This is a genomic window from Streptomyces sp. NPDC012827 (assembly GCF_042900905.1).
In the GTDB taxonomy this organism is placed as follows: Bacteria; Actinomycetota; Actinomycetes; order Streptomycetales; family Streptomycetaceae; genus Streptomyces; species Streptomyces gulbargensis.
This window is the reverse complement of record NZ_JBIBBY010000010.1, coordinates 235,493-261,499: the sequence shown is the minus strand read 5'-3', so window position 1 is coordinate 261,499 and position 26,007 is coordinate 235,493. Positions and strand designations below refer to the sequence as shown.

The window sequence follows — 26,007 nt, the reverse complement described above, 5'->3', positions numbered from 1 at the left end:
GCCGCGGGTCGTACCGTCCCCTTCCCCACTCGGGCGGCCTTCCAGCCGTCGAGGGGGCCCTTGCGGCGGAGTAGCACGGGTCACCGGAACCGCCCGCGGGTCGCCGCCCGCCCCCGCCGGCCTCCGGCAGCACCCGCCGGAGGCCTTGAGCCACGCCGGGCGGGGCAGCGACGGCACGGCTCAGGAGACGGTGAGGACGATCTTGCCGGTGGTGCGGTCGGTCTCGCCGAGCGCGTGGGCCTCCGCCGCTCGCGCGAGCGGGAAGACCGCCTCCACGTGGGCGCGCAGGGCGCCGGAGGCGACCAGGTCGGCGATGGCGTTCATGCCGGTGTGGTCGGCTTCGACGAGGAGGGTGGCGACGCGGACCCCTCGGGCCGCGGCCTTCGCGGCTTCGTCGGGGTCGGTGCCCGGCAGGATCGACACGAGGATGCCGCCCGGACGCAGGACGTCGAGCGAGCGGGTGCGGGTGTCTCCGGAGAGGGGGTCGAGCACCACGTCGATGTCCTGGACGGCGTCCCGGAAGTCGGTGGTGCGGTAGTCGACGACCTCGTCCGCGCCGAGGGAGCGGACGAGGTCGTGCTTGGGGGCGCTGGCGGTGCCGATGACGTACGCGCCACGGGCCTTGGCGATCTGGACGGCGAGGTGGCCGACTCCGCCGGCGGCCGCGTGGATCAGGACGCGCTGCCCGGCTCGTACCCCCGCGGTGTCGACGAGTGCCTGGTACGCGGTCAGAGCGGCGAGCGGCAGGGCGCCGGCCTGGACGTGGTCGATGCCGGCCGGCTTGTGCGCGAAGGCGCGCGCGGGGCCCGTCACGTACTCGGCGTGGGAGCCGACACCGTGCGGGTAGGGCAGCATGCCGAAGACCTCGTCGCCCGGCTTGAACAGGGTGACGCCGAAGCCGACGGCCTCGACGACACCGGACACGTCCCAGCCGAGGACGAGCGGCAGGCGGTCGAGGAAGAGGCCGGCGGCGCGGTGCTTCCAGTCGGTCGGGTTCACCCCGGCGGCGCGGACGGCGACGAGGATCTGGCTCGGGCCGGGGGCGGGCCTCGGCACGAGGACCTCCTTCAGCACGTCGGGGGTGCCGTGGGTGTCCTGGCTGATGGCGCGCATGGTGGCGTGGTTCGTCATGCGGTACAGCCTCGCCCGGGACCCGTGGGACGTACCATGGCATGAATGCCAACTTACAACGGGATCGTGCCATGAGTGCTCACCGAGTCGTCGTCCTCGCCCTGGACGGGGTGTATCCCTTCGAACTCGGCATCCCCAGCCGGGTCTTCGGCGCGCTTCCGGACCACTACGAGGTTCTGACCTGCTCCGTCGACGGCGGGCCCGTCGTCACCAACGCCGACTTCTCGATCACGGTGGAACACGGCCCCGGAGTGCTCGCGACGGCGGACACGGTGCTGCTGCCGCCCTTCGACACGTCCCGGCTCTCACGCGAGCTGCCGCCGCGGGTGGCCGAGGCGCTCGCCGCCGTACGCCCCGGGGCGCGGATCGTCTCGATCTGCACGGGTGCCTTCGTGCTGGCGGCCGCGGGGCTGCTCGACGGCCGGCCCGCCACCACCCACTGGGCCGTCGCCGACGTCTTCCGGTCCTGGTACCCGGAGGTGGCGCTGGACCCCGAGGTGTTGTTCGTGGACGACGGAGACGTGCTGACCTCGGCCGGCGCCGCCTCCGGTGTCGACGTCTGCCTGCATCTCGTGCGGCGGGACCACGGCACCGCCGTCGCCAACCACGTCGCCAGGGCCTGCGTCGTGCCGCCGTGGCGGGACGGCGGGCAGGCCCAGTACATCGAGTACCCGGTGCCCCCGGACCCGGCCAGCAGCACGTCAGCCACCCGCCAGTGGGCGCTGGAGAACCTGCGCGAGCCCCTGACGCTCGCGGAACTCGCCGGGCACGCCCGCATGAGCCTGCGGACCTTCGCGCGCCGGTTCAACGAGGAGGTGGGTACGAGTCCCGGCCGCTGGCTGATCCAGCAGCGCGTCGCCCGGGCCCGGCATCTGCTGGAGACCACCGATCTCGCCGTGGACGACATCGCGGGACAGGTCGGCTTCGCCACCGGGACCTCGCTGCGCGAACACCTGCACGCCGCGATCGGCGTCTCGCCGATCGCGTACCGGCGTACCTTCCGTGGCGCCGCCCCGACGAGCTGAGCCCCCTGGGGGCGGCGCCTCATCCGGCTCGCGCAGCCGCCCGAAGAAGGCCGGCGGACCGGTGCTCCCGCCCTCCTGACCTCGAAGAACGGGTGTCCGATCGGTTATCGGACAGCGTCCGCCGGGGTTCTCGCCAACGTTCACCGAGCGGGGTGCGCCCCGGGCGCCCCGTCGGCTGCACTGGTCCGGGCGGCCGCCTCCCGGCGCGGCCGGGAGACGGCGAGCGGGGCACGAGGGCGGGCGGGAGTGGAGGTCGCATGATGACGATCAACGTGGGAGTGCTGCTCGCGGTCGTCGTGGTGATGCGGTTACGTCGCAGGACGCAGGCCAGGAGCCGCGTCGAGGAGCGCAACACCGCTCTCTTCGTCCTTGCCCTGGGCATCGTGATCGCGCCGACCCCGCTGGGCCAGGGCATCTTCGACGTCATCGAGCAGGTGGTGAACGGCCTCTCCCAGGCGGGCACGTGAGTCCGCGCCCGCGGCGGAGTGTGCGCCGCTCCCCTGTCCCCCGCCGGCCGCGTACGTCCCCGGCCTCCCGGCGCCGGCCCGCGCCGAGGCGTCGCACGGCTCCCCGCCGGATGCGGGCCACCGGCGGGGAGCGGGCCGGTCTCCTGCTCCTGGTGCTCGCCGTGGCGGGGAGCCTGGTCGCCGGCGCGCTGCGGTGGCTGGCCGCCCGCCCCTGGGTGCCGGTCGTGCTGCTGCTGTGCGCCGCGGCGGCCGGCGGAGTGTGGCTGCACCGGCGCCGGGAGACCGCACGCCGCAACCGGCTGCGGGAGCAGGGGCTGCGCTACGTGCTGCCGCAGATCGACGCCCTGCACCCTCGTCAGTTCGAGGAGGCCATACGGGATCTGATGCGCCGTGACGGCTGCTCCGGGGCGATCCGGGTCGGCGGGGCCGGTGACAACGGCGCCGATGTGAAGGCCACGGACCCCTTCGGCCGCCTGTGGGTGATCCAGTGCAAGCACCGCAGGGCCGGCCTGGCGGGCTCCGCGGTGGGAACCCCCGACCTGCACGTCCTCAACGGCACCGGCAGGCCCGTCCACCACGGCGATGTCGTCGTGCTGGTCACCAACGGCCGCTTCACGGACAGAGCCGTCGCCTTCGCCCGCTCCCAGCGACTCCACCTGGTCGACCGTCACCTGCTCGCCCGGTGGGCAGCCGGGTCCGCTCCGCTGTGGGAACTGCTGAGCGCGCTTCCCGCACCCCGCCGGCGTGGGTCCGGTTCCTGATGCGCGGTGCCGGGCACCGCGAGCCCGGCAAGATCGGCGAGACACCCCCTGGCGGCCCAGGCCGGACGGGACCGTCAGCGTGTGATGGTCCACCGCTGGCCTTCGGAGCCGTCGCAGGTCCACACGCCGAGCTTCTTGTAGTCCTCGTGGTAGGTCAGGCAGTCCTGGTCACTGATCCTGATCTGGTGCGCCCCGCCGCCGACGGGGATGACCTCCCACTTCTGCGTCGAGCTTCCCTTCCACGTGTTGATCTGGGCGTAGTAGGTGCTCATGTTCGCGGTGAGGACCGGGCCGTGGCCGTTCGCGATCTCGTAGCGCCCGTCGCCCGCGTCCTTGAACGTCCACGTGCCGTTGGTGGTACCCAGCTTGCCCGCGACCACGGACGAACCGGAGGAGGTGTTCGTCGCGACGGCCCCGAGGCTGTTGACGGTCCTCAACTGCACGGGGACGCCGACCGGCGGGCGTTCGGCTTCGGTGACGGGTGCCTCGGGTCCGCTGAAGGAGCGGAGGACCGGGCGGGCCGGTACGCCCGGGGTGGGGAGGGTGTCGCCCGGGCCGGGCGTCTCGCCCTTGGGGACGCCGGGGACCGCGGGCGGAATCGTGGGCTGGAACTCGATGGTGGAGCCGTTGCGGTCCCACAGGCCGTAGAAGCCCCAGTTGATCCAGCCGCCGTCCCCGTGGTTGGTGAAGCTGCCGCCGCCGGAGAAGATCCAGATGCGGTAGGTCTGGTCCTCCCGCGAGGTCTCGTCGTGGTATTCGACGTCCCCCTGGAAGGCCACGTCCTGAAGGCTCTCCGTGTAGTGGTTGACGAACCACGGGTCCCCGAAGGCGTTCTTGCCCTTGATGTCGAAGATCATGATGTTGTAGTTGCCGCCGGTGTGGTTCGTCAGCATCTCGAGCAGGCCCTTGACGAAGTTCTCCCGGGCGGTCTTCTTCGTCTCGGCGCTCTCCTTGGCGGCCAGGATGCACCACGTCAGCGTGCCGGTCCCGAACGAACCGGGAGCGACCGTGTCCGCCGCGTTGCAGTTGTCCGCGGCACCGTCCGCCTGAGCGGGCTGTGCCGGTCCCGCGACCAGCAGCGCGCTCACGCACGCGGTGGCCGCGACAACGGTGGCCTTGTACTTCTTCACTTGCGGACTCCTCGGGGCAGGACGCGAAAGTTCGTCGGTCCCCACCCTGGGCCCCGCCCCTAACGTCCCGCTGATGATCCACTCACGCCCCGGGGCAGGGGGCGCCGGAAGAGAGGCGCGTCGCTCGTCGCGGCGACGCGCGAAGGCCGGATGTCACGGGTACGTGTCCAGGGCCCGGCCGATGCGGTGTGCTGCTTCGGCGTGCCCGAACAGTCCCGGCAGGCCTCCGGTGTGGAGCAGGACCGTACGCTCGCCCGGCCGGATGTCCCCGTCGCGGACCGCCGCCAGCAGTCCGGCCGCGGCGCGCCCGGTGTAGACCGGGTCGAGGATGACGCCCTCCGTGCGTGCGACGCCGGTGAGGGCGTCGAGGACGGGTTCGTGCAGGATGCCGTACCCCTCGCCCACCTGGTCGCCGCGCACGCGCAGCCGGCCCGCCGTCAGGTGGCCGCCGGTGAGTTCCGACGCGAGGGCGGCGGCCACGGACGCGGGGTCGGGCAGCGCGCCGACGTCGACGCCGAGGACCCGGTCGACGCCCAGGGCGGCGATGAGACCGGCCATCGTGCCGCCGGAGCCCAGAGCGGTCACGACGTGCCGGACACCGGGCTGCTGGGCGAGGATCTCCTCACCCGCCTCGCGGTATCCGCGGGCCCCCAGCACGCCGGAACCGCCGAACGGCACCAGATACGGTACGGCGCCGCCTTCGCGCAGTGCGGCGCAGGTCCTCTCGGCCTGTCCGGCCAGCTCCGCGGGCGCGGCGTCCCCGGCCCACACGACACGGGCGCCGAGGGCGGCGTCCAGGAGGAGGTTGCCGCCGGGCCGGTCGGGGCGGCCGGCCCCGGGGACGACCACCACCACGTCCAGGCCGGCCCGGGCGCCCGCGGCGGCGGTGAGCCGCGCGTGGTTGCTCTGCGGGCCGCCCGTCGTGACCAGGGTGTCGGCACCGCACCGCAGAGCGTCGGCGACCAGCCACTCCAGTTTGCGGACCTTGTTGCCACCGCCGCCGAGGCCGGTCAGGTCGTCCCGCTTGATCCACAGGTCGTCCGGGGCCAGCCCGATCGCCCGGGCCAGCCGGGGCGCCGCCTCCATCGGCGTCGGCCACGCCGACAACGTCACCTTCTCCACCACGAACCCTTCCCTCCGCGTCACCACGGCGCGCCGTACGGAACCGGCGCGCCGGGCGCTCACCGTCTCACACCGGTCCGAAGGGCGGGGGTGTGGTGCAAAGGCACGGGATCGGGCGCGCGCGGGGCGCGGATCTCATGGTTTTCGCCAGGGGCTCCCGCCGGGCGGGTCCCGGTACGTTCACGCCGTCCATGCGTGGTGGGAGGGAAATGCACGTGAAAGCTGTGGCGTCCGTACTGGTGGCGGCGGTCCTGTGGGGCACCGTGGGACCGGCGCAGATCCGGGCCGACACCGGGGCCCACCCGGTGTCGCTCGGTGCCGCCCGGATGCTGCTGGGCGGGTTCGTGCTCATGGCCCTCATGGCGCGGCCGGCCGGGCTGCGCACGTTACGGCTGCCCGGGACGCGCCGGTGGCTGCTCGTCAGCGTGCTCGTCACGGCCGCCTTCCAGGTGTGCTTCCTGCAGGCGGTGGAGCGCTCCGGGGCGGCGCTGGCGACGGCGGTCACCTTCGGGACCGTACCCGTGGCCGGCGGGGTGTGCGGGCGCCTGTTCTCCGGGGAGCGGCCTTCTCCACGCTGGGCGGTGGGCACCCTCTGCGCCGTCGCGGGCATCGGCCTGCTGCTCCTTCCGGACGGCGGGGGGCGCGCGGACGTGCTGGGCGTCGTGTACGGGACGGCGGCCGGAGCGAGTTTCGGCGTCTACATCGCCGCCACCAAGGAACTGGGCGCGCGGGGGGCCGACCTGGACACGGCGGCCCCGGTCGGCGTCCTGTGCGCCGGGCTGCTCGTCTCGCCGTATCTGCTGGTCGCCCCGGAGGGCCTCGTCACGGCGCCCGGCATCGCCCTGGTGGGCTGGCTGGGCCTCGGCACGACCGCACTCGGCTATCTGCTCTTCACCCGTGGGGTCGGCGGGCTCAGCGCCGCCACGGTGGGGACGCTGAGCCTGACGGAGCCGCTGGTGGCCACGGTGCTCGCCGTGGTGCTGCTCGGCGAACGGCCGGGGCCCCTCGCCGCCGCGGGCGCCGCGCTCCTCCTCGGCGGTCTGGTCGCCGTGTCCGTACCGGGACGCCGCCGGACCGCGCAGGACGGTCCGGCGGAGCCGGTCAGGGGGTGAGCGCGGCGGGGGGTGTCACCGGTCCCGGTAGGTGCTCATGTTCTCCCGTACGGTCGTGGAGAAGAACATCGGCCCGATCCCGTCGGCGCGGGCCATCCCTTCCGGGGTCAGCAGGAGGACACCGCCGTCGTCCCGGAGCCAGTTGCGTTCCAGGAGGGTGTCGGTCTGCGGGGCGAAGTCGTCCTCGAAGCGGCTGCCGAACCGCCGCTCGTAGCGGACGGCGTCGAGTCCCGACGATTCGAGCAGGTGCTGGAGGACGTACATCCGGCGCCGTTCGTCCTCGTCCATGCGGAAGGCCCACTGCGCCCGCCGGAACCGGTCGCTCGGGGTCGCGATGTAGTCGTCGATGATGCGCCGCACCTCGGGGACGGCGACGGCGTAGTCGGTCGTGTAGTGCAGGTCGGTGGTGAAGGAGCGCGCGCCGACGCCGAGGCCCACCATGCCGGCCTGCTGGTTGTACTCGCTGATGCTGCTGCCGTCGGTGTCCTCGACGGCGGCGGTTCCGGTCCGGCGGAAGACCCGCATCGAGGTCTGCTCGTAGCCGGCCGAGAGGAGGTGGTCGCGGCCGAAGCGGTACAGGCGCAGCCGCTGGTCGTCCCACTCGGCGGGGGTGGCCGCGTGACGGGTGCTCAGCCCGGTCAGTGGGCGGACGTACAGCGGGTAGAGGTAGATCTCCTCGGGTTCCCAGGCGAGGGCGGCGTCGAGCGAGATCTTGAAGGTGCGTTCGGTCTGGCCGTCGATGCCGTAGATGAGGTCGATGTTGAGCACGGGGAACCGCGCGTCCTTGAGCCGGGCCAGGGCGGCCTCGGCCTCCTCGCGCTTCTGGGGGCGGACGGCCGCGCGCGCCTCCTCGTCGACGAAGCTCTGCACGCCGATGCTCAAGCGGGTCGCACCCCGCTCCGCGAGCACGGCGAGACGGTCGGCTGTCGCGGTGGCCGGCGAGGTCTCCACCGACCAGGACACCGCCCGGAGGTCGACGCCCATCACGTGCTCGGAGATGTCGCAGAGCCGGGTGAGTTCATCGGCCGTCAGATAGGTCGGGGTGCCGCCGCCGAAGGCGGCGAGGGTGAACTTTAACGGCTCGCCCTGGGCGTCGAGGGCCTCTCTGGTGACCTGGGCCTGTCTCTCCAGGGTGTCCAGGAACGCACGCGTCACCTCCTCGGGGGCGCCGGTGCGGGTGAAGAGGTTGCAGAAGCCGCACCGCATCTCGCAGAACGGTATGTGGGCGTAGAAGGAGAGGGCGTCGAGGCGTTCGTTCGCCCACAGGTCGCTCAGGAGCGGACCGTGCTCGAGGAGGCGGTAGGCCTTCTGGTGCGGGTAGGCGTACACGTACTGCTGGTAGGGGCTCTCCGCGTCGGTGTCGGCGGGGAGGGAGGGGCGGGATGCCGGCAGGGGCAGCATGACGGGCTTGCTCATGACGCGAGGTGACTCTCTTTCGGACGAGGGCGTCACATTCGGTGACAGGTCGCGACCCTAGGGCGACCGCCGCGTCGGCATCTGTAGTGCGATCGCGAAAGAATCGGTCGCACCGCATGGAGTTTCGTATGCACTTTTCGCAAGGACAGCGCTTATCCCCCAATTGCACTGTTCTGTACGGTGGTTGAGTCGACGGAACCGTACGGTCCGGGTGGCGGGGGAGGCAGCCCGTGGAGTTGGGTGTCCGCCATGAAGCGACTTCTCATCGCCGCGGGTGGCGGCGGGGACGCCATCACGGCGGCCATGGTGCACGCGGCGCTGCACGGGCCGGACACCCCCGCTCTGGTGCTCACCTACGCCTGGGAGAGGCTGGTCGTCGACCCCGTGCCCGGCCCGCGCGGCGCCGCGGACTTCACCGGCACCCTCACGCCCGCGCCGGATCTGACGCTGATCACCCCGCGGGCCGCGCCGAAGGCCCCGGCGGGCTCCCTGCTTCCCCGTCTGTCCGCGCAGCTGCGCCCCGCCCTGGGGCTGCTCGACCCCTACGGTGGCACGCGCGGCCTCGCCCGTCAGATCCACGCGGCGGCCCGCTGGTGCGGAGCCGACCGGATCGACCTCGTGGACGTGGGCGGGGACATCGTCGCGCGGGGGGACGAACCGACCCTGCGCAGTCCGCTCGGCGACGCGCTGGCCCTGGCGGCCTGCGCCGCGACGGGCATCCCCACGACCGTGTACGTCGCCGGGCCCGGCCTGGACAACGAAGTGCCCCTGCCCCTCCTGATGCCCCGCCTGGGCGAGCCGGCCCTCGCCCTCACCCCCGAGGACACCGAGGGCGTCCTCGCCGTCTTCGACTGGCACCCCTCCGAGGCCGGTGCCGTCCTCATCGCTGCCGCCCGCGGCGTACGCGGCGTCTGCGGCACCCGCGACGCCCCCCGCCCGCTGGTCCTCGACGACTCCGCGCGCCAGGTGCACCGGCTCACCGGCGAGGCGGCGCTCCGGCTCAACCCGCTGGCCGGGGCGCTCGCCGACTGCCGCAGCCTGAAGGCCGCCGAGGAGGTGTCGCGCGAGGTGTGCGGCTTCTCCGAGATCGCGCGGGAACGGCGACGGGCCGAGGCCGCGCCCCCCGTACCGCTCCCGCGCCCTCCGGCGGACCCCGAAACGCTCCTCGCCACGTTCAGGGAATGGGAACGGGCCCGGCGTACCGAGGGCCTCGACTACGTCACCACCCGCAGGATCACCGAAGAACTCGCCCTCACGACCGTGGAGGCCATCAGGCTCCAGGAGTCCCTGCGGGCGGAAGCGCCGCCGCGCCGCGTACCCCCTCTGTGGCGCCTGGTGGGCGCGTGAGGGGCGGGTCCCGGTACGGCGTCCCCGAAACCTGAGGCGAAGCCGGTACCCGGCCGTGACACCGGCGTCCGGCTCGGTGCCGCCGACCGTCGCCCCGGGCGCGTGCCTCGCGCACGTCGTTTCCCCGCAATTCCTTCGGGGCAGCAGCGCCCGTGTGCCGTACAGCCGAAAGGGATCCGACGTGACCGAGCAGACACCCGACACCCTCCAGCACGGCGTCCTGCGGTGGTCCGACGGGGCGGAGCGGGGGGAACAGGGGGTGCGCGCCGGTCTCTTCACCCGCTCCTTCGGCCCGCGGCCCCGGGCGGACGGGACGGCCGTGATTCTGGTGCACGGGCTCGGCCTCTCGGGCCGGTACTTCGTTCCCCTGGCCCGCCGCTTGGCCGCGAACGGGGCCACCGTGCTCGTCCCCGACCTGCCCGGCAACGCGTGGTCACGGGCCGCCGCGCGCCGGATGCCCGACGTCGAAGAGGCCGCCGACGCCCTGGCCCGCTGGCACCGGCGCCTCTCCCCCACGCCGAGCCTGCTGGTGGCGAACTCGGTCGGCTGCCAGGTGGCCGCGGCCCTCGCCGTCCGCCATCCACGGCTGGTCCGGCGGCTCGTCCTGCTCGGCCCGGCTCTCGAACCGCGCGTGTCCGGCCCCCGCCACTGCGGCCGGCTCCTCGCGGACGCGCCCCGGGAACCGCTCTCCCTGCTCGCCACCGCCGCCACGGACTACCTGCTCACCGGACCCCTCCGCTTCGCCGCGTCCCTGCGTCACGCCCTACGGGACGCGGGCGGGGCATTCGAGGGGCACCTGGCCCGGGTCGACGTGCCGACGCTCGTCGCGCGCGGCGCCGGTGACACCATCGCCTCCCACGCCTGGATCCGGCGCGTGGCCCGGCTGCTCCCCGACGGACGCGCTGCCGACATCCCCGGCGCCGCGCACGCGGCGCACTACAGCGCGCCGGAGACCGTGGCCCGGCTGATCGAGGAATTCGCGCGCGAAGAAGCGCGAGAGGCCGTAGTGGCAGAGGAGACAGGAGAGACCGCATGACCCCGTCGCACACCCCACGGACGACCGGCCGACCGCCGTCGACGCGTACGGAACACCGGTCACCGTGGCTGCGGCTCCTCCCGGGCATCTCCTCCGAGCGCCGTGGCTTCGTCCTGGCCTGGTGGGGCTTCGCCCTCACCTTCGGCGGCATGCGACTGCTCACCTGGCTGATCCACATCGACGTGGCCGGCATCGGCGACGTACAGGCCGGCGGGGTGCACATCCACCATTACGTGTGGGGGATCCTGCTGCTCGCCGGGGTGGGGGCGGCGGGCCTCGTGGAACGCTCGGCACGCGCGCGTGCCTGGATGGGGCTCGCCTACGGCGTCGGTCTGGCCCTGGTCCTCGACGAGGCGGCGCTGCTGATCAGCCTGGAGGACGTCTACTGGGACACCGAGGGCTGGGTGAGCATCGCCCTGGCCCCGGCGGTGATCGCCGTGGTGGGAGGGGTGCTCGCGGCGACCCGGGGGCGGGGCCGGGACCGCGACTGAAGCGGCCCGGCGGTGGCTCGTCCTGGGGACGCCGTCCGCCGCAGACGGGAATGTCGTGCGGCCCGCACCCTGCCCGGTACGAGCCGCACGACCGGTGCGGCGGGTTCGCGGAACGGGGGATACCGCGGACCCGCCGGTGAGAGCGGTCCCATGCGCTCCGGGTCCGTGTGCCCCCGAACGGGGCGGGTATGCACGCCTCTTGCCCCCGCTGTCCACGCGCGCACCCCCGAGCCGTCCCGGCCTGGGGCGCGCGCGTGATCCCCTGCGGCCCGGGGCACCGGCCGACGGGGCGTGAAGCGCACGACACCGGGTACCGGAACGCGTACAAAAGATGTCGTAGGACCACGAAACGTAAGGAAGAGGGAACCCATGTCGCAGCACCGCGCCACCGAGGGGAACGCCGACCACCCGAGGACCGCCACCGAGGAGGTCCTGAAGGAGTTCGAGGAGGCCGAGACGGACGTACGCGAGGACGCGCACCCCGACGAGGACGGCGAGGCCGCCGACGCCCTCACGCCGAGCCGGAGCGCCCAGGAGGACGCCCGGCGACGCGCGGGCGGGGACCGCGAGGACGCGGCGGGAGACGACGCCTAGCCCTCCCCCGGGCGGCCTGTGCCCCGGCGGCACGGCGGGCCCCTGAGGACGGGGCTGCCGTAGGCCGCCGGGGAACGTCGCGCGATTCACCCCGGAAAGCGCCCCCGCCCCGCCCTGACCGGCCGGTCACCCGGCACAACCGGGCGGCGTGCGGCGCGGGTGGGAACCCGTCGCCGCGCCGCACGCCGCCTTGGGAGAGGTCTCGACACTCATGTCAGGGAGCGTCGGCCTGCCGAACCGTGGCAGAGGTCAGGCCGGTGTGACGTTCTCGGCCTGCGGGCCCTTCGGTCCCTGGGTGATGTCGAACTGCACCTTCTGGCCCTCGTTCAGCTCCCGGTAGCCGGTGCTGGCGATGGCCGAGTAGTGCACGAACACGTCCGGGCCGCCGCCGTCCTGCTCGATGAAACCGAACCCCTTCTCCGCGTTGAACCACTTCACCGTGCCGGTCGCCATGCCGTACTCCCTCATTCCATGAACAAGCCGCGCGGCACCGCGCCACGCGACCGTAGATCCGCATCATCGCCCCCCTGCCCCGCGCGGAGAAGGCAAAACGCTCATGGACCGGCGTGTCGCTCGTCCGGCCCCGGCCCTTTCCCGGTCAGGCTCGGTCCCCCGGCGCCTCGGCGGGATCGGGGAGCGCGGCGTGGAGGATCTCGGCGGCCGGCGTGACGTTGTCGGCGTCGACGGCGCGGGCCATGGCGGCGCGGGCGGCCTCCGGCGCCGTGTCGGGCGGGACGACCATGAGGGCGAAATGATCGTTGTCGCCGCGGGTGATCAGGACGGTGTCGTCGCCGATCGCGAAGGAGTCGAGGTGCACGACCCGGCCCTCGATGACGAGACGGGGCGGGATGCCGTTCCAGGCGGAGGTGTCCAGACCGACCCGGGTGACGGGGCCGAGATACGCGGTCAGGGTGGTGACCAGCGGCGGGATCTCCCGTTCGACGTCACGCGTACGCGGCCACCACGCGCCGTCGAGGAGGGTCTGCCGGGAATGGGTCGTCTCGAGCCGGAGCAGCGCCGAACCGGGCTCGACGGCCTCGTGGACCGCGTCGGGCAGGAGTCTCGACGGCGTAGCGGGAACGCCAGGATCGGTCATGATCGGTCTCACCTGTCCACGAGGCACCTGCGCCGCCGCCCCTCCGGTGGCGCGGCGGGTGCCGGGCCGGCGGGCGGGGCACGGCCCCGTCCCTTCACGGTACTCCGGAAGGCCTCACCTGCGCGTCGCTCCGCCGCCCGGGAGCGTTCGGGACCCGGCTCGGCGGACGTACGGTGGACGTACCGGGGCGTGACCGCCCCGCGGGTCGCACCCGCCGGCGCGTCCCCGGTGCGAAAGGACGGTGCCGCCTTGGACCACAACGAGCCGGAAGCACTGCCGCCCCCTGGGTACGCCGAAGTCCGCGTCATCGCCGCCACACCGGACGCCGCGCGCCTGGTGGCCGACGTCCTCCGCCACTGCTTCGCCGGCGGGGAGCAGCGCAGCTACCCCGCCCCGGGCGGAGGCACCCGCCTCCACCTGACCGTCGACACCGCTCACGCCTCCGAACCTGCCCTGTCCTGGCTGGCCGCCAGCAGACCGCCGAGCGGCGCCGGCCCCCACGCCGAGGAGCCCTGAGCGGCCGCAGGACGCCGCGCACGCTTGGTGGAAGGGGTGCGTCCTTCGCCGGACGGCGGCAAGGGGAGGGGCGGGTGGAGCCGAACGCCCCGGCGCGGAGTACGTTGGAGATACCGGGAACACCCCGTACGCCCGCCCCGGCGCGGGCGTCCTTCCCGGCGCTCAATACGCCGGGCCGCCGCTCCACGGTGCCCCGGGGACAGGACTCGGTCTCATGACCAGCACCACCTCTCCGACGCGCCTGAGGCTGACGCCGCGCACCTCTCTGGCCGGGCTGCTGGACGGCGCCTGGTGGCCCTACTCGCGCGATCTCGGCACCGAGCTGCCGCCCCTGGTGGAGGCGCTGGAGCAACAGTGGGGGCGCATCACCCGGATCACGGCGAACCCCGGTCCCTGGCCGGTCGCCTCCTCCTCGGTCTCCGTCGGCGGATACGTCGTGGACGTCGACTGGCTCACCGACCAGGACCGCGACACGATGATCCTGATCTCGAACACCCTCGGCCGCTGCGACCTCCTGGTGGTCCCGCCCGAGGCCGAACCCGCCTCGGCCGCACGGCTGATGGCCCTCGCCTCCGCCCCCGGCAACGTCCACACCGCCGGCAGCCTCATGTCCGGCGAGAGCGCGACCGGCCCGCGCGAGGCCGGAGGCGGTGAGGACGCCGGGAGGACGGAAGCCGAAACCCCCACCCACCCCGTGGTCGGAGCCCGGATGATCTCCCTGCCGCGGAACATGCGAAGGTGACGGCTGCGCGTGCGTCAGCGGGTGCACGACGGCATCGGCACGACCGGCTTCGTGGCCACCGTCATCGTCCCGCGTGGCACGGTCGCCTCGCCGGGCGGTGACGGCCGCCTGCCCGGCTGACGGGCGTCGCGGTTTCCGTGCCGTCACAGCCGTCACGGCACTAGCTTCGGCCGGGCATCATCGACATCAGCAACCCGTGCGTCTCGGCGTCGGCGGCGGCCACGAGCCCACGGCCCGACTCGCCGAGCGGGGCACCGTCGATCCCCGTGACGGTGCAGCCCGCTGCCCGGCACAGGGCGATACCGGCCGCGAAGTGGACGCTTCCGGAGAGGTCGCCGCCGTCGGTCACGTACGCGGCGCGCCTGCCGGCGGCCACCCAGGCCAGTGCGAGGGTCGTCGACACGACGCGTGGCCGGAAACGCTCCACGAACTCGGGGCGTGCCAGCAGATCGACGGCGCGGAAGCCGGGCGCGCCGGGGAAGGGCGGGTCCAGGTTGACGTCCACCAGGCGGGTGGCGGCCGTGGGCGTCAGGAGCGCGTCCTCGGCCCCGTCGCTCCGCACCCAGGCACGCTCCCCGTCGGTGAAGAACACCTCCCCGCTGAACGGGTCGGCCACGGCCGCGGCCCCGCCTCGCAGCGCCACGTTGACGGCCACCAGCATGTTGCCGACGGCGTAGTTCAAGGTGCCGCACAGGGGGTCCACCAGCCATTGCCGCACCGCTCCGGCGGCGCCCTGCCGGCCGCCTTCCTCGCCGAGCACCGCGTCATCAGGGCGCGCGGCGCGGATGACTCCGAGGATCGCCTTCTCGGCCTCCACATCGGCGGTGGTGGCGAAGTCACCGCCCCCCTTGTCGATGCGGTCCAGTCGGCGTCCGTACATGCCCCGGACCACGTCCGCACCGGCCCGCGCGCCGGCTGTCGCGACCGCGGCGTCGTCGGAACTCGCGTATGAGTTGATCACGTCCGCAGCCTACCTATACACCGGCCACCGCCCCGGTCGAGCCGTCAAGTTCCGGGGGCCGGGGCGACGGTGGCGGGCCGTCGGGTCAGGCCCGCGAGGGCGCGGGGGTCCGCGCGTGGTCGCGCACGATGATCTTGCCGGTGTTCCGGCCGCGCAGCATTCCCAGGAAGGCGTCCACGATGTGCTCGAACCCGTCGACCACCGTCTCGTCGAGGGAGAGCCGGCCGCTCTGCAGATGCGGTACGGCGAACTCGTACAACTCCTCCTGCACGTCGCTGTAGTTGCTGACGAGGAAGCCCTCCATCCGGAGGCTTTTCTCCACGATGTCCGCGTAGTTGAAGCGCGGAGGCGGTGCGTCGGGGGTGTTGTACTGGCTGATCGTGCCGACGCGGACGACGCGTCCGAACTCGCGCAGTACGCTCATCGCCGCGGCGAGCTGCTCGCCGCCGACGTTGTCGACGAACACGTCGATGCCGTCGGGCGCGGCCTCGCGGAGCAGCGTGGCGGCGGGCCCGTCGTGGTAGTCGAAGACGGCGTCGTAGCCGACCTCCCGTACGAGATGGTCGGTCTTCGCCGCCGAGCCCGCGCTCCCCACGAGTCGTCCCGCGCCGAGCAGCCGGGCGAACCGCCCGGTGGCCGTGCCGACCCCTCCCGCCGCCGCCGACACGAACAGGTCCTCGCCCTCCTGGAGCCGTGCGATCCGGGTCAGCCCCACGTACGCGGTCAGGCCGGTGCCACCCAGAACACTCAGGTGGGCGCTGAGGGGGACCCCGTCGAAGTGGGGCAGCCGCCGGATCTCCTCCGGCGTGACGACCGCGTGGGTGCGCCAGCCCTGGCGGTGGAGAACGAGGTCGCCCTCGGTCAGCCGGGGAGTCCGCGAGGCGACGACCCGCCCGATGGTGCGGCCCTCCAGCGGCGTGCGCAGAGTGAAGCCGCCGGGCACGTCGTCCATCATCTCGCGGTGGTAGGGGTCGACGGACCAGTACAGGTTCTCCACCAGCGCGCTGCCGGCCGCCGGGGTGGGAAGGGCGGACTCGACGAAGGTGAAGTGCTCGGCGGTGGGGAAGCCGTCGGGGCGGGTGGTCTGATGCACGGTGAGCGCGGTGCTGTTCATGACGGGACCGTAGGGCGGGAATGTGCCGGGTGGGCAGCCGGTTGGGGTCATGCGACATCCCGTTCCATGAGCAGTTCTCATATGGTGAGGTGAGCGCCCTGTGGCCCGCACGACCGATTCCGATATCGCCCCGCAGGAACTGCGCGTCCTGGTGGCGGTGGCGGACACCGGCGGTTTCTCGGCCGCGGCCCGGGTGCTGGGACTGACCCAGTCCGCCGTCTCGCACTCGGTACGGGGCAGCGAGCGCAAGATCGGTGCCGTCCTCTTCGACCGGGGGCGCGGCGGGGCCCGTCCGACCGGCGCCGGGGAGAAGGCCGTGGCCCATGCCCGTCGCATCCTGCGTCTGCTGGAGGTCCTGACCGCCGAGGCGCGCGCCGGGTCCCGGTCCGCGGACGCGGAGGGGGTGCTGCGGATCGCGGCCTTCCGCAGTGCGGCTCTCCACCTGCTGCCGCCCGTCCTCGACCGGCTGCGCGCCCGGCACCCCGGGATCGAGCCGCGGGTGCGGATCGTCCGCGAGGTGGGGCGGGGCACCGCGGGTGAAGTGGCCGACGGGCGGGCCGACATCGCGCTCGCGACGCTGGGTGGCTCGGTGGCGCTTCCGCCGGGTCTGGTATCGGGCGAACTCTTCGAGGAGCCGTACGCCCTGGTCCACGCGCGGGGGCACGCCGCCCCGCGTTCGCTTCCGCTGGTCGACTGGGCCGAGAACTGCGGTTCGTACACCCGTGACTGGTGGGCCGCACAGGACTGGATCCCGGCGGCGACCGTCGAGGCCGAGGACGACGGAGCCGTGCTCTCCCTGGTGAGCGGGGGTCACGGGATGGCGATCATGCCGGCCCTCTCACTGGTCGGCGCACCGGAGTCGGTCGGCATCGCGGACCTCGGCCCCCGCCGCCCGACGCGCCGGGTGGGTTACGTCACCACCTCCGAACTGGCCGGTTCCGCTGTCGTACGCGCCGTGGTGAGGGAACTGCGGGCCTCCGTGCACCAGATGAGGAACCCGAGCGGTGAGCGGGGACCTGTGGCACGGACAGGGCCCTAGAACGGTTCGGCGGCGTCCAGGAGGCCCGGCGGGAGGTAGGGGGAGTCGACGCGGACGGCCCAGCCGCGTCGGCGGGCGTGGCAGGCCAGGGCGAGGATGTCGAGATTCACGGACGCGTCCGGGTCGTCGGCGCGGTCCGCGACCTCGTAGTAGGCGCGGTGGGTCTCGAGCGCGTCGGCCAGGGCCAGATTGAAACTCTCCTCGTCCCCGTCCACGAGCTGCGACAGCAGCACGGCCGGCGGCATGGCGTAGCCCCAGTCCTTGGCCTTCTCGCCCCGCTCCAGTGCCCGTTGCGCCGCCTGTTCGGGGTCGGTGCCCTTCAGGTAGGCGTGGAGGGCCTCGCGGTACGCGCCGAAGGCGGAGCCGTCCGGGCGGGCGAAGGCGGGGCCGGTGAGGACCAAGGGGGCGAGGTCCTCCCGTACTCCGGTGATGAGCGCGAAGGCGGTGGCCTTCTGCCAGACCCCGGCGGCGGCATGCTCCCCCCGCTCGGCCGGGTAGCGCAGGTCGCGGCCGCCGATGGACACCTCGACCTCGGTGCCCGGCTCGGCCAGCGCGATCCGGAAGAGCGCCGCCCCCGTCCGGGAGGCCAGCCGAAGGGTCGCGAGCTGGGCCTCCGTGACCGGCTCCGGGCTTCCCGCGCGCCACTTGAAGAGGCGCTCCTGGTCGTCCAGGACACCGGCGAGCCGCCGGACGGAAGGGGAATCCTCCGGCGCGAACGCCTCCCGGACGCGCTCCTTGTACCTGGCCTCGAGCTGCGGACTCACCGTCCGGTCGAGACCCGGCCGCTGCACCACCAGCGGACCCGCGGCGAGCGCGCCGACCGCGTCCGGCTTCCGGTCCCGGCCGAACCCCGCGACCCGCGGACCCCGCGTCTCGAAGCCGGTGACCAGCGCGTGCGGGAGATAGCCGGAGCTGACCGCGGGCGTCCACCCCAGCGTCCGGTACGCCAGCGCGGCGAGGGCGAGCGGAACGAGCGGCAGAAGGGTGCTCGGGGAGGCCGACGGCCCGTGGAGGGCGCTGTGCCGGGCCAGAAGTGCCGTCAGCTCCGTGTCGAAGGCCTCACGGTCCTCGGCGGCCAGGGCGCGCAGGGTGCGCAGCGCCGCGCTGTACGGCCGGTCGAGGAGTTCTTCGCCGGTCTCCTCGGCACGGACGCGGAGGCGGTCCAGGGCCGCGTCGACGGCGGAGAGCTTGGCCCGCGCGCTCGGCGGGTACTCCTCGTCGTCGCCCGTGTCGCCCAGGGCCACGGCCGTCAGGCCGGTGGCGAGTTCACCGGCCGGCGTGCCCGTGACCTGCTCGGCGAACTTCTGCCGGGCGAAGTGGAACGCCTCGCCGTGCCACGTGGCCTTGTCCCTGAGGACCGCGAGGCAGAGCGCGTCGATCCATTCCCCGGGAGCGACGCTCTCCGCCGGGGCGTCCGCGCCCCGGTCGTAGCTCATGCCGAAGTTCACGTAGTCCAGGAAGACGTGGAAGCCGCAGTGCGGGTGGTAGGCGGCGTAGGCGACGGCGCCGGCCGCGGCCTCGGAGGCGTCCTTGAGGACGGCCTCGGCCTCCGCGGTGTCGAGGTCGGGTGTCTCGACGGACAGGGCGCCCAGGTAGTCGAGGAACTCGTCGGCGATCGCCCGCCACTCGTAGGTGGCCATCCGCCCGGCCCTCGACATGGACCGCACCTGGCCCCCGATGCGGTTCGTGAAGTCCTCGCGTGCCGCGCGCACGACTGCTTCGCCCACCTGGTGACGCTCTATCCGCACTGCTCTGCTCCTTGATCGAATCGGTGCACAGCCTAGGGGGTGGGTCCGACAGGCCGACGGCTGCCGTGCACCGGGCCCGAGCCCGCGCGCGCCGCCGCCGGCACAGCTCGCGGATCCCGGGACGGCCGGAGCATCACTGCTTGCGCGTCCTCAGTCCGGCGACGACGAGCGCCGCCCCCAGGGCGACGAGGGTGAGGTAGGCGGTGGACGGGAGGTCGACGAGCTGGTGCAGCCAGCCCCACTCCGTACCGAAGAAGGTCTGCGAGGCGAAGCTGAGCAGCCCCTGGGCTCCTACGACGTAACCGATGCTTTCGAGGGTGTATCCGATGGTTGTCCGCACGGATCAAGCCTCCCCCGGGGGCGCCGCGAGATCATCCTCCGCAGGTTCGAGAGCGCCCTGGGCCGAAGGATGCAGTCGCCCTCGCCGACGCCCGGGGCACGGGTCACACCGAAGCGGCGGTGTCGCTGTCCGGGTAGAGGGCGAAGACCTGGTCGAGACCGACGATGCGCAGGACGCGCAGAGTGGCGTCGGGGACCGAGGCCAGGGCGATGTCCGCCTGGGCCGCGTGGGCGTGGGCGCGTGCCGCGATCAGGGCGGTCAGGCCGCTGGAGTCGCAGAAGGTCATGCCGGCCAGGTCGAGTATCAGCCGCTGGCCCGGGCGCAGCGTGAGGGTGGTGAGCCGCTCGCGCAGCTGGGGTGCGAGGGCGTAGTCGAGATCGCCGATGATGTCCAGGACGGGGCCGGTCGGGGCGTCTCGGGTGGTGATCTTCAGCGGGCTCATGGGGTTCTCGTCGGAGTGCGGTCGGAGGGCGGGGCGGGGGATCCGAGGGCGAGGAGGGCGGTGTCGTCGTCCAGGCCGTCGCCGAAACCGTCCAGGAGGCCGGACAGGGCCTGGATCAGGTCGTGGGGCGATTTTCCGGCGTGCCGTGCGGCGAACGCAAGGAGGGCTTCGTCCCCGAACAGGCTGGTGCGGTCCTCTCCGGTCCGTGCCTCGGTGAGGCCGTCGGTGTACAGGAGGAGGGTGTCGCCGGGGGCGAGGGTGGTCGTGGCGGTGGTGAACCGGGCGGAGGGCAGGACACCGACGAGGAGGCCGCCCGGCGTGGGCAGGTAGTGGGCGGTGCCGTCCGCGCGCAGGACGAGGACCGGCGGGTGGCCGCCCGAGGCGATCCGCACGGCGACCTCCCCGGTGTCGGGGTCGGGGTCGACGGTGCCGAAGACGGTGGTGCAGTAGCGGGGGTCGCCGCCCGCGGCGTAGCGCTCGTGGAGGACCTGGTTGAGGGTGGTCAGGGCGGAGACGGGGTCCGGGTCGTGCAGGGCGGCGGCGCGCAGGGTGTAGCGGGTCAGTGAGGTGAGGGCCGCGGCCTCGGGGCCCTTGCCGCACACGTCGCCGAGGAAGAAGGCGAAGCGTTTGCCGTCGACGGGGAAGACGTCGTAGAAGTCGCCGCCGAGGCGGTCGGGGGAGGCGGTGTGGTAGTAGGCCGCCGTCTCCATTCCCGGGACGGGCGGCAGGCTGTCGGGCACCAGTGACCGCTGGAGCACCGCGAGCGCGTCCTGGAGGCGGGCCCGGTCGGCCTCCGCCTGCCGGCGCGCTTCCTCGGCCGCCTTCCGGCCCCGCAGCAGCTCCTCCTCGTAGGCGCGGCGGTCGCGGGCGTCGAACAAGGTGGTGCGGATCAGCAGCGGGTCACCGGAGCTGCCGTACTTGAGCACCGCGGAGACGAGGACCGGTATCCGTTCCCCGTCGGCCCGCTTGATCTCCAGGGCGATTCCGTTGATCTCCCCCCGCATCCGCAGCAGCGGCGCGAAGTGGGTCTCGTGGTAGAGCTTGCCGCCGACGGTGAGCAGATCGGTGAACCGCATGCGGCCGACGACCGCCTCACGTTCCAGGCCCAGCCAGTTCAGCAGCGTGGCGTTGATCTTCGCGACGGTGCCGTCCATGAGCGTGGACAGGTAGCCGCACGGTGCGGCCTCGTACAGATCCTCGGCGCTGTCCTCCAGGAGCGCGGCGAAGGCCGCGTCCGCCGCGGTCGCGTCGTCGGAGCCGTGCGAGTCGCCGGAGTCGTGTCCCTGGCCCGCGCGGCACATCATCGCAGGCTCGCGAGGAAGTCCAGGACGGCCTCGTTGGTCGCCTCGGGCGCGGACAGCTGCGGGCAGTGGCCGGTCGCCCGCAGGGTGATCAGCGTGGAGCCGGGAATCGCGCGGTGGACGAACGCGCCGACCTCGCGGGGGGCGATCACGTCCTCGGTGCACTCGAGCACCAGCGTCGGCACCCGTACCGTACGCAGATCGTCCCGCGAATCGGACAGGAAGGTGGTCCGGGCGAAAACGCGTGCGATGTCGGGGTCGGTCGCGCAGAAACTGTTCGTGAGCTCCGCGCCCAGTTCGGGCCGCTCCGGGTTCCCCATGATGACCGGGGCCATCGTCGCCGACCACCCGAGGTAGTTCGCCTCCAGCGACGCCAGAAGCTCGTCGATGTCCTCGGCGCTGAAGCCGCCGCGATAGCCCTCGTCGTCGATGTACCGCGGCGAGGGGGCGACCATCACCAGCGCGCCGATCCGCTCGGGAGCGGCGTCGGCGGCCAGCACGCCGACCATGGCGCTGACCGAATGCCCGACGAGGACGGCGTCGCGGAGATCGAGTTCCTCGCAGACCTCCACGACGTCGCGTGCGTAGCCGTCGAGGGAGGCGTAACGATCCTCCGTGAAGGCGGACGGCTCCGAGCGGCCGCAGCCGACGTAGTCGAACAGGACGACCCGGTGATCCCGGGCCAGGGCGGGCACCGTGAGGCGCCACATGTTCTGGTCGCAGCCGAAGCCGTGAGCCAGAACCACCGTCCGACCTCGGGGGTTGCCGGTGACCGTGACGTTGTTCCTGCGAGCGATGTCCATCAGGACAGTCTCGCAGGTCGCCGGCGGAACCCTACCGGGCGGTACGCCGCGCGGGCCCGCGGCGGAGGCGAGGGCTCCGGAGGCGCCGCGCGTCGCTCGCCACGACCACGGCCGCCGGGACCGGCCGTGCGCAGGGCACCGTCCCCCGACGCGCACCGTCCGTACGTCAGGGCGTGGCGGACCCTGCGCCGCGACGCCGCGGCGTGACCACCGGCCCCTCGGCGCCCGGCCCGCTCCTCGGCCGTCGGGCTGTGCGGGCAGCCGGACGTCGGGGCCCTTACGGGCGCGGACCAGAATCTCGTGCTGTTCGTCCGGCAGCTACCGGAAGAGGATCTCCATCACGGGGGACGGTAGGCCGCTTCGAGGCCGCCGCCCATCGCATTCCGACGGCGCCGGGGCTCCGGCCCGCGCCGGTCATGCCGGGTGCTTCGCGTCCCAGGCCTCGCGGGAGCGGGCGATCGCGGAGCGGTGGTCGAGGGACCAGTCGACGAGCTGCCTGATCAGGTACGTCATGCTGTGCCCGGTCTCGGTGAGGGAGTACTGGACCTGGGGCGGAGTCGTCGGGAACACCTGCCGCGACACCAGCCCGTCCCGCTCCAGGCGGCGCAGCGTGAAGGTCAGCATGCGCTGCGAGACACCGTCGACCAGGCGCTGGAGCTCCTTGAACCGGCGCGGGCCCGCGGCCAGTTCGACGACCACGTGCACGGTCCATCTGTCGCCGAGCCGGTCCTGGACGTCCCGTACGCCGCACTCCTCGGCGCAGCTGACCACCGGTTCGCCAGGCGCGGGGGTGGTGACATCCGTGTGCCCCTCCGACATCGATGTGCCTCCTTCCAAGATCACGACCATCGCGCAAGGATGGTCCCAGGCACCTCGCCCGTACCGCCAGTCTCGACCCCAGGGGGAAACATGCTGCTCGTCACCGGCGTCTCCGGCGCCCTCGGCTCGCTCGTCGCGGAGCGCCTCGCCGGCCGCGAGGACGTCGTCCTCGGCACCCGCGCCGGCCTTCCCGGCACCCGGCTCGTGGACTTCGACGACCCGTCGACCCTCCCGGACGCCTTCGCCGGGATCGACACGCTGCTGCTGATATCGGCGGGGTACGGGGAGGACGACGTCGTGGTCGCCCGCCACGAGGCCGCCCTTTCCGCGGCCGAGCGCGCCGGAGTCGGCCACGTCGTGTACACCAGCCTCTCGGGTGACGGCGACCACCTGACGTACGCGCTCGCGCACCGCTGGACCGAGCGCCGGCTCCAGCGGTCCACGCTGAACTGGACGATCCTGCGCAACGGCCTGTACGCCGAGTTCCTGACCTGGATCGCCACCCCCGACGCCGACAACCGCATCACCGGTCCGCTCGGTGACGGCGGGCTCGCGGCCGTCGCCCGGGCCGACCTGGCCGACATCGCGGTGACGGTGGCCACCGACCCGGCGCCGCACGCGGGCCGCGTCTACGAGCTCGTCGGAGACCGCCCGCTGGGCGGCGCCGAGCTGGCGGAGGCGCTGGGTGCCACGTACGCGCCGGTGACGCTGGCGGAGGCCCGTACCGCCATCGCCGCCTCCGGCGCGCAGGCCTTCCAGGTACCGATGCTGACCGGTACGTACTCGGCGATCGCCCACGGCTTCCTGGACGGCTCGGGCGTCAGGAGCGACCTGCGGGCGCTGCTCGGCGGCCGGGAACCGCTGGACGCCCTGGAGGTGTTCGTGGCGGCGGTACGCGACGGTGCCGCGGCGGCCTGAACGAGCCTGCGGGGGGCGGTTCCTGACCGGCCGTCGCCGCGGGCGGCGCACGGGGTGACGTCACGCGTGGCCTCCACGGACGCCGGACACCTTGGCGGGTACGGGCGTCGGGGCGGGGCGGACCGGAAGGAGCGGTCGGTGCGGGCACGCACCACGGCCTTTCCGGTCCGCCCCTCCCGGCCGAGCGGAGAGCACGGCCGGGGGACGCGGGTCAGGGCGTGTCGCCGGTGTGGTGGAAGCGGCAGCTGACGCCGGGGCCCGGCCTCCGTGGCTCGCCCGGGCGCGGGTCGTAGAGGGCGCGTCCGCCCGGCCACCGGCCGAGTTCGGTGGTCAGGGCGGCTCCGTCGTCGACCTCCTCGGGGCGCCAGCCGTGGATGTCCAGCAGGAGCCCGTCCAGCGGGCCGCCGACGAGTTCGGCGTAGGTCCGGCCGGGGTCGGGGCCCGGGTCGGGGTCGTCGTGGTCGCGGCCGTAGACCCGGCCGCGCAGCAGCTGCTCGTCACCGTTCATCCGACCAGCCTTTCAGCCACCACCGACAACAGGGCCGTCACCGGCAGGGGCGGCGGGGCCGCCACCGGGATCCACGGAGGCGTGCGTGCCCGTCCGGCGACGCGTTCGTGGGCGGCCCGCTCGTCGTGCCGCGAGCCGCGTGGCCCCGGCGGCTGCCCCCCGGCCGGGTCACCGTCGGCGTGGACGGCCGCTCGTCGGTGCTCCTGTCCCCCGGGTCCGTGCGCGTGCCCGCCTTCGGCGCCTCGGCGGGCGTGACGGCCGCCCGAGCGGCGGGCAGGGGGCGGCCGCTGTTCCCGGTCTTCCCGTGCCGTCCGGGCCGGTGGCCTGTCAGGTACCGCGCTCGGCGGTCGGGGCCAGGAGGTCCTTGTACCGGACGAACAGGCGGGGGGCGGGGGTGTCGGCGGGGGCATGGGCGTCGGCCTCGGCGAGCGCGGTCCAGCAGGCGGCGGTCAGCCGGCGGGCGTGGGTGCCGGGCCATGGCTGCGGGAGGAGTTCGGGAGGCAGGAGGGGGTCCGGCTCCATGGCCTCGGTGAACACGGCGGCGAGCTGGACGGCCATGGTCAACCGCTCGGGGCCGGTCAGGCCGTCCGGCCGGGAGAGCCGTTCCAGGCAGCCGCGGGCGAAGTCGGCGAGGCGGTCGTGGCGGGCGGCGATGTCGCCCAGGGGCCACAGGGCGGCGGCCAGGGCGGAGGGGTCGTCGATGCCCCCGACGCGCAGGTCGGTGGTGGTGAAGGTGGTGAGCGCGTCAGCGACGCCGAGGTGCCGGGCCCGGGCCTCGACGAGGTCCTCGACGGGGTTGGCACTGACGTAGAGCCCGCTCTGGACGGGAGCGGCGCCGAGGTGGCGCAAGGTGTCGCGCAGAGCGTCGCGGGAGGTCCTGTTCGACTCGGGGACGGCGAAGGCGAAGAGGTGCCACACCCGGTCCCAGGCGGCGCGTCCCTGGTCCTGGCGGTAGGCGTGGCGGACGTACGCGACGTCAGGGGTGATCGAGCCGGTGACATCGGCGACCGCTCTCAGCACGGCCCTGCGTCCGCGGCCCTCGTGGGTGAAGCGGCCTTCGGCGACGAGCCGTTTGACGCAGAGGCGGACCTGCTGGTCGGTCATGCCGAGGAGACCGGCCACGGCGTAGAGCTCGCCGGCGTCGACCGTGCCGTCCTCGCGGACGAGGGCGTGGACGAGCAGCCGGGTGGGGACGGTCACGGGGACCGTGCCGTCGTGCGCGTCGGGTCGCGTGCCCGGGGCGGCTTTCCGGGGGGTGCTCATCGTGCCTCCGGGCGGTGCGTGCAATCGGCCGGTGCGACGGGCCGGTGCATGGTGGTGACGGCTCCGAAGCCCATCAGCTCGCGCAGGTAGGGGGTTTTCTCGGTGCGTACGGCGGCGAAGCCGTGGCGTTCGTACAGGGCGCGGGCGCGCGGGTTGGTGTCGATGACGTCGAGGCGGACACGCCGGCAGGAATGGTCGGCCGCCACGCCCGCCATCTCGCGCAGCAGGCGACCGCCGATGCCCCGGCCCCGGTGCTCGGGGGCGACGGCTATGCCGTCCATCACGAGTTCGCCCGCGGCGGGTCGCCGTTCCAGGAGGGCGAGAAGGGCGAGGCGGGGCAGTCCGCGCAGGATGCCGTACGAGGACAGGACGTCTCCCGCGCGGCCGCCCGTCAGGCCGTGCCCGCCGAGTCGGTAGCCGGCCACCCCTGCCACCTCCCCGTCGACGAGGGCGATCACACCGCGGTCGTGGCGGAGATGTGCCGCGAGGAAGGCGCGGGCCTTGTCCGGCGGATCGAGGGCGGCGCCGAGCTTCCGGCCGAACGCCTCCCAGTACAGCGCGGCCACACGTGACTCGCTGCCCGCGGGTACGCCTCTTCGCACCGTCACGGCGTCCGCGCCCCCCGGTCGGCACCCTTTCGCGCGGGTGTCCTCCGGCTTTCCCGGTGTCCCGGGGAGCGGCGCGTCGTAGCACTCTCCGCTTGCGCTATCTCTTTCCATGCGTTCATTCTATCCACGATCGTTTCACATTCGATAGTTTTGGGGG

At 73.5% G+C, this 26,007-nt stretch carries 29 protein-coding genes; 12 read left to right on the top strand and 17 right to left on the bottom strand.

The genetic code is table 11. The annotated features are described in order from the left end of the window. Window positions 1–180: 180 nt before the first annotated feature. A complete protein-coding gene (locus ACFY60_RS23015) occupies window positions 181–1,113 on the bottom strand; it encodes an NADP-dependent oxidoreductase (RefSeq protein ID WP_388613497.1) in 933 nt (310 codons plus the stop codon). An 89-nt stretch (window positions 1,114–1,202) separates the two neighbouring features. Here ACFY60_RS23015 and ACFY60_RS23010 point away from each other — a divergent pair, with 89 nt between their 5' ends. The 3 genes from ACFY60_RS23010 (at window position 1,203) to ACFY60_RS23000 (ending at window position 3,384) form a co-directional block, all read left to right on the top strand. Then, a complete protein-coding gene (locus ACFY60_RS23010; RefSeq protein WP_388613110.1) occupies window positions 1,203–2,156 on the top strand; it encodes a GlxA family transcriptional regulator in 954 nt (317 codons plus the stop codon). A 257-nt stretch (window positions 2,157–2,413) separates the two neighbouring features. Further along, window positions 2,414–2,623: a hypothetical protein gene (locus ACFY60_RS23005; protein WP_388613112.1), complete on the top strand. Its 210-nt coding sequence runs from the start codon at window positions 2,414–2,416 to the stop codon at window positions 2,621–2,623. Between the two features lie 110 nt (window positions 2,624–2,733). Beyond that, the gene (locus ACFY60_RS23000) at window positions 2,734–3,384 is read left to right on the top strand and encodes a restriction endonuclease (protein WP_388613114.1); all 651 of its coding nucleotides are present in this window, start codon (window positions 2,734–2,736) and stop codon (window positions 3,382–3,384) included. 74 nt (window positions 3,385–3,458) lie between these two features. Here the strand turns inward: ACFY60_RS23000 and ACFY60_RS22995 are convergent, their stop codons facing one another. Both ACFY60_RS22995 and ACFY60_RS22990 read right to left on the bottom strand, forming a co-directional pair. Continuing rightward, complete coding sequence (locus ACFY60_RS22995) at window positions 3,459–4,514, bottom strand: RICIN domain-containing protein (protein ID WP_388613116.1); 1,056 nt, start codon at window positions 4,512–4,514, stop codon at window positions 3,459–3,461. Window positions 4,515–4,667: 153 nt separating this feature from the next. Continuing rightward, on the bottom strand, window positions 4,668–5,639 hold the full coding sequence (locus tag ACFY60_RS22990; RefSeq protein WP_388613118.1) for a pyridoxal-phosphate dependent enzyme: 972 nt from the start codon (window positions 5,637–5,639) through the stop codon (window positions 4,668–4,670). A 206-nt stretch (window positions 5,640–5,845) separates the two neighbouring features. Between ACFY60_RS22990 and ACFY60_RS22985 the strand changes: the two genes are divergently transcribed. Next, window positions 5,846–6,748, top strand: a complete 903-nt coding sequence (locus ACFY60_RS22985) for a DMT family transporter (RefSeq protein WP_388613119.1) — start codon at window positions 5,846–5,848, stop codon at window positions 6,746–6,748. Window positions 6,749–6,763: 15 nt separating this feature from the next. Here the strand turns inward: ACFY60_RS22985 and ACFY60_RS22980 are convergent, their stop codons facing one another. Continuing rightward, entirely contained in the window at window positions 6,764–8,149 is a 1,386-nt protein-coding gene (locus ACFY60_RS22980; RefSeq protein ID WP_388613499.1) for an STM4012 family radical SAM protein, read from the bottom strand. A gap of 264 nt (window positions 8,150–8,413) precedes the next feature. Between ACFY60_RS22980 and ACFY60_RS22975 the strand changes: the two genes are divergently transcribed. From ACFY60_RS22975 to ACFY60_RS22960, 4 genes are all read left to right on the top strand, one after another. After that, entirely contained in the window at window positions 8,414–9,511 is a 1,098-nt protein-coding gene (locus ACFY60_RS22975; RefSeq protein ID WP_388613121.1) for a DUF1152 domain-containing protein, read from the top strand. 181 nt (window positions 9,512–9,692) lie between these two features. After that, window positions 9,693–10,547 carry an alpha/beta fold hydrolase gene (locus ACFY60_RS22970; protein WP_388613123.1) on the top strand — a complete coding sequence of 285 codons (855 nt, stop codon included), beginning with the start codon at window positions 9,693–9,695 and terminating at the stop codon, window positions 10,545–10,547. Further along, window positions 10,544–11,038, top strand: a complete 495-nt coding sequence (locus tag ACFY60_RS22965; RefSeq protein WP_388613125.1) for a hypothetical protein — start codon at window positions 10,544–10,546, stop codon at window positions 11,036–11,038. Before ACFY60_RS22970 ends, ACFY60_RS22965 begins: the two co-directional genes overlap by 4 nt. Window positions 11,039–11,407: 369 nt before the next feature. Continuing rightward, window positions 11,408–11,632, top strand: coding sequence for a hypothetical protein (locus tag ACFY60_RS22960; protein ID WP_388613126.1), 225 nt, complete (start codon window positions 11,408–11,410; stop codon window positions 11,630–11,632). Between the two features lie 249 nt (window positions 11,633–11,881). Here ACFY60_RS22960 and ACFY60_RS22955 read toward each other — a convergent pair whose 3' ends face one another. Further along, entirely contained in the window at window positions 11,882–12,085 is a 204-nt protein-coding gene (locus ACFY60_RS22955; RefSeq protein WP_309053003.1) for a cold-shock protein, read from the bottom strand. Between the two features lie 145 nt (window positions 12,086–12,230). Then, window positions 12,231–12,728 (bottom strand): DUF5994 family protein, encoded by a 498-nt coding sequence (locus ACFY60_RS22950; protein ID WP_388613128.1) that lies wholly within the window; start codon window positions 12,726–12,728, stop codon window positions 12,231–12,233. Between the two features lie 249 nt (window positions 12,729–12,977). Between ACFY60_RS22950 and ACFY60_RS22945 the strand changes: the two genes are divergently transcribed. Together ACFY60_RS22945 and ACFY60_RS22940 are read left to right on the top strand one after the other, a co-directional pair. Then, window positions 12,978–13,244: a hypothetical protein gene (locus ACFY60_RS22945; protein WP_388613130.1), complete on the top strand. Its 267-nt coding sequence runs from the start codon at window positions 12,978–12,980 to the stop codon at window positions 13,242–13,244. Between the two features lie 214 nt (window positions 13,245–13,458). After that, on the top strand, window positions 13,459–13,986 hold the full coding sequence (locus ACFY60_RS22940; protein ID WP_388613132.1) for a DUF5994 family protein: 528 nt from the start codon (window positions 13,459–13,461) through the stop codon (window positions 13,984–13,986). Between the two features lie 160 nt (window positions 13,987–14,146). Here ACFY60_RS22940 and ACFY60_RS22935 read toward each other — a convergent pair whose 3' ends face one another. Beyond that, on the bottom strand, window positions 14,147–14,947 hold the full coding sequence (locus ACFY60_RS22935) for an inositol monophosphatase family protein (RefSeq protein WP_388613134.1): 801 nt from the start codon (window positions 14,945–14,947) through the stop codon (window positions 14,147–14,149). A gap of 85 nt (window positions 14,948–15,032) precedes the next feature. After that, window positions 15,033–16,061, bottom strand: coding sequence for an NADP-dependent oxidoreductase (locus ACFY60_RS22930; RefSeq protein ID WP_388613136.1), 1,029 nt, complete (start codon window positions 16,059–16,061; stop codon window positions 15,033–15,035). Window positions 16,062–16,161: 100 nt separating this feature from the next. On the opposite strand from ACFY60_RS22930, the gene ACFY60_RS22925 reads away from it, so the two are divergent. Next, on the top strand, window positions 16,162–17,100 hold the full coding sequence (locus ACFY60_RS22925) for a LysR family transcriptional regulator (protein WP_388613138.1): 939 nt from the start codon (window positions 16,162–16,164) through the stop codon (window positions 17,098–17,100). On the opposite strand, the gene ACFY60_RS22920 is transcribed toward ACFY60_RS22925, so the two are convergent. The 6 genes from ACFY60_RS22920 to ACFY60_RS22895 all read right to left on the bottom strand — a co-directional run bounded on the left by ACFY60_RS22920 (window position 17,097) and on the right by ACFY60_RS22895 (window position 22,553). After that, window positions 17,097–18,848 carry an Imm49 family immunity protein gene (locus tag ACFY60_RS22920; RefSeq protein WP_388613139.1) on the bottom strand — a complete coding sequence of 584 codons (1,752 nt, stop codon included), beginning with the start codon at window positions 18,846–18,848 and terminating at the stop codon, window positions 17,097–17,099. The two genes, ACFY60_RS22925 and ACFY60_RS22920, sit on opposite strands and share 4 nt — an antisense overlap. A gap of 133 nt (window positions 18,849–18,981) precedes the next feature. Further along, window positions 18,982–19,188 carry a hypothetical protein gene (locus ACFY60_RS22915; protein WP_388613141.1) on the bottom strand — a complete coding sequence of 69 codons (207 nt, stop codon included), beginning with the start codon at window positions 19,186–19,188 and terminating at the stop codon, window positions 18,982–18,984. Window positions 19,189–19,291: 103 nt separating this feature from the next. Continuing rightward, window positions 19,292–19,630 carry an STAS domain-containing protein gene (locus ACFY60_RS22910; RefSeq protein WP_388613143.1) on the bottom strand — a complete coding sequence of 113 codons (339 nt, stop codon included), beginning with the start codon at window positions 19,628–19,630 and terminating at the stop codon, window positions 19,292–19,294. Further along, window positions 19,627–20,931 (bottom strand): PP2C family protein-serine/threonine phosphatase, encoded by a 1,305-nt coding sequence (locus ACFY60_RS22905; protein WP_388613145.1) that lies wholly within the window; start codon window positions 20,929–20,931, stop codon window positions 19,627–19,629. Before ACFY60_RS22905 ends, ACFY60_RS22910 begins: the two co-directional genes overlap by 4 nt. Next, window positions 20,931–21,734 (bottom strand): alpha/beta fold hydrolase, encoded by an 804-nt coding sequence (locus tag ACFY60_RS22900; RefSeq protein ID WP_388613147.1) that lies wholly within the window; start codon window positions 21,732–21,734, stop codon window positions 20,931–20,933. The genes ACFY60_RS22905 and ACFY60_RS22900 overlap by 1 nt, the downstream gene beginning before the upstream one ends. Before the next feature lie 414 nt (window positions 21,735–22,148). After that, window positions 22,149–22,553 carry a winged helix-turn-helix transcriptional regulator gene (locus ACFY60_RS22895; protein WP_388613149.1) on the bottom strand — a complete coding sequence of 135 codons (405 nt, stop codon included), beginning with the start codon at window positions 22,551–22,553 and terminating at the stop codon, window positions 22,149–22,151. 90 nt (window positions 22,554–22,643) lie between these two features. Between ACFY60_RS22895 and ACFY60_RS22890 the strand changes: the two genes are divergently transcribed. Next, entirely contained in the window at window positions 22,644–23,471 is an 828-nt protein-coding gene (locus ACFY60_RS22890) for an NAD(P)H-binding protein (protein ID WP_388613151.1), read from the top strand. A 211-nt stretch (window positions 23,472–23,682) separates the two neighbouring features. On the opposite strand, the gene ACFY60_RS22885 is transcribed toward ACFY60_RS22890, so the two are convergent. The 3 genes from ACFY60_RS22885 to ACFY60_RS22875 all read right to left on the bottom strand — a co-directional run bounded on the left by ACFY60_RS22885 (window position 23,683) and on the right by ACFY60_RS22875 (window position 25,808). After that, the gene (locus ACFY60_RS22885) at window positions 23,683–23,979 is read right to left on the bottom strand and encodes a hypothetical protein (protein WP_388613153.1); all 297 of its coding nucleotides are present in this window, start codon (window positions 23,977–23,979) and stop codon (window positions 23,683–23,685) included. A 327-nt stretch (window positions 23,980–24,306) separates the two neighbouring features. Beyond that, the gene (locus ACFY60_RS22880; protein ID WP_388613154.1) at window positions 24,307–25,242 is read right to left on the bottom strand and encodes a PaaX family transcriptional regulator C-terminal domain-containing protein; all 936 of its coding nucleotides are present in this window, start codon (window positions 25,240–25,242) and stop codon (window positions 24,307–24,309) included. Further along, on the bottom strand, window positions 25,239–25,808 hold the full coding sequence (locus tag ACFY60_RS22875; protein WP_388613156.1) for a GNAT family N-acetyltransferase: 570 nt from the start codon (window positions 25,806–25,808) through the stop codon (window positions 25,239–25,241). Before ACFY60_RS22875 ends, ACFY60_RS22880 begins: the two co-directional genes overlap by 4 nt. Between the last annotated feature and the right edge of the window lie 199 nt (window positions 25,809–26,007).

What these genes read in the sequence shown, in the direction of transcription:
- ACFY60_RS23015 (WP_388613497.1), bottom strand. Translation starts at nt 1,113, where the DNA reads ATGCGCGCCATCAGCCAGGACACCCACGGCACCCCCGACGTGCTGAAG.
- ACFY60_RS23010 (WP_388613110.1), top strand. Translation starts at nt 1,203, where the DNA reads ATGAGTGCTCACCGAGTCGTCGTCCTCGCCCTGGACGGGGTGTATCCC.
- ACFY60_RS23005 (WP_388613112.1), top strand. Translation starts at nt 2,414, where the DNA reads ATGATGACGATCAACGTGGGAGTGCTGCTCGCGGTCGTCGTGGTGATG.
- ACFY60_RS23000 (WP_388613114.1), top strand. Translation starts at nt 2,734, where the DNA reads ATGCGGGCCACCGGCGGGGAGCGGGCCGGTCTCCTGCTCCTGGTGCTC.
- ACFY60_RS22985 (WP_388613119.1), top strand. Translation starts at nt 5,846, where the DNA reads ATGCACGTGAAAGCTGTGGCGTCCGTACTGGTGGCGGCGGTCCTGTGG.
- ACFY60_RS22980 (WP_388613499.1), bottom strand. Translation starts at nt 8,149, where the DNA reads ATGCTGCCCCTGCCGGCATCCCGCCCCTCCCTCCCCGCCGACACCGAC.
- ACFY60_RS22975 (WP_388613121.1), top strand. Translation starts at nt 8,414, where the DNA reads ATGAAGCGACTTCTCATCGCCGCGGGTGGCGGCGGGGACGCCATCACG.
- ACFY60_RS22965 (WP_388613125.1), top strand. Translation starts at nt 10,544, where the DNA reads ATGACCCCGTCGCACACCCCACGGACGACCGGCCGACCGCCGTCGACG.
- ACFY60_RS22960 (WP_388613126.1), top strand. Translation starts at nt 11,408, where the DNA reads ATGTCGCAGCACCGCGCCACCGAGGGGAACGCCGACCACCCGAGGACC.
- ACFY60_RS22955 (WP_309053003.1), bottom strand. Translation starts at nt 12,085, where the DNA reads ATGGCGACCGGCACGGTGAAGTGGTTCAACGCGGAGAAGGGGTTCGGT.
- ACFY60_RS22950 (WP_388613128.1), bottom strand. Translation starts at nt 12,728, where the DNA reads ATGACCGATCCTGGCGTTCCCGCTACGCCGTCGAGACTCCTGCCCGAC.
- ACFY60_RS22940 (WP_388613132.1), top strand. Translation starts at nt 13,459, where the DNA reads ATGACCAGCACCACCTCTCCGACGCGCCTGAGGCTGACGCCGCGCACC.
- ACFY60_RS22930 (WP_388613136.1), bottom strand. Translation starts at nt 16,061, where the DNA reads ATGAACAGCACCGCGCTCACCGTGCATCAGACCACCCGCCCCGACGGC.
- ACFY60_RS22910 (WP_388613143.1), bottom strand. Translation starts at nt 19,630, where the DNA reads ATGAGCCCGCTGAAGATCACCACCCGAGACGCCCCGACCGGCCCCGTC.
- ACFY60_RS22905 (WP_388613145.1), bottom strand. Translation starts at nt 20,931, where the DNA reads ATGTGCCGCGCGGGCCAGGGACACGACTCCGGCGACTCGCACGGCTCC.
- ACFY60_RS22900 (WP_388613147.1), bottom strand. Translation starts at nt 21,734, where the DNA reads ATGGACATCGCTCGCAGGAACAACGTCACGGTCACCGGCAACCCCCGA.
- ACFY60_RS22895 (WP_388613149.1), bottom strand. Translation starts at nt 22,553, where the DNA reads ATGTCGGAGGGGCACACGGATGTCACCACCCCCGCGCCTGGCGAACCG.
- ACFY60_RS22890 (WP_388613151.1), top strand. Translation starts at nt 22,644, where the DNA reads ATGCTGCTCGTCACCGGCGTCTCCGGCGCCCTCGGCTCGCTCGTCGCG.
- ACFY60_RS22885 (WP_388613153.1), bottom strand. Translation starts at nt 23,979, where the DNA reads ATGAACGGTGACGAGCAGCTGCTGCGCGGCCGGGTCTACGGCCGCGAC.
- ACFY60_RS22880 (WP_388613154.1), bottom strand. Translation starts at nt 25,242, where the DNA reads ATGAGCACCCCCCGGAAAGCCGCCCCGGGCACGCGACCCGACGCGCAC.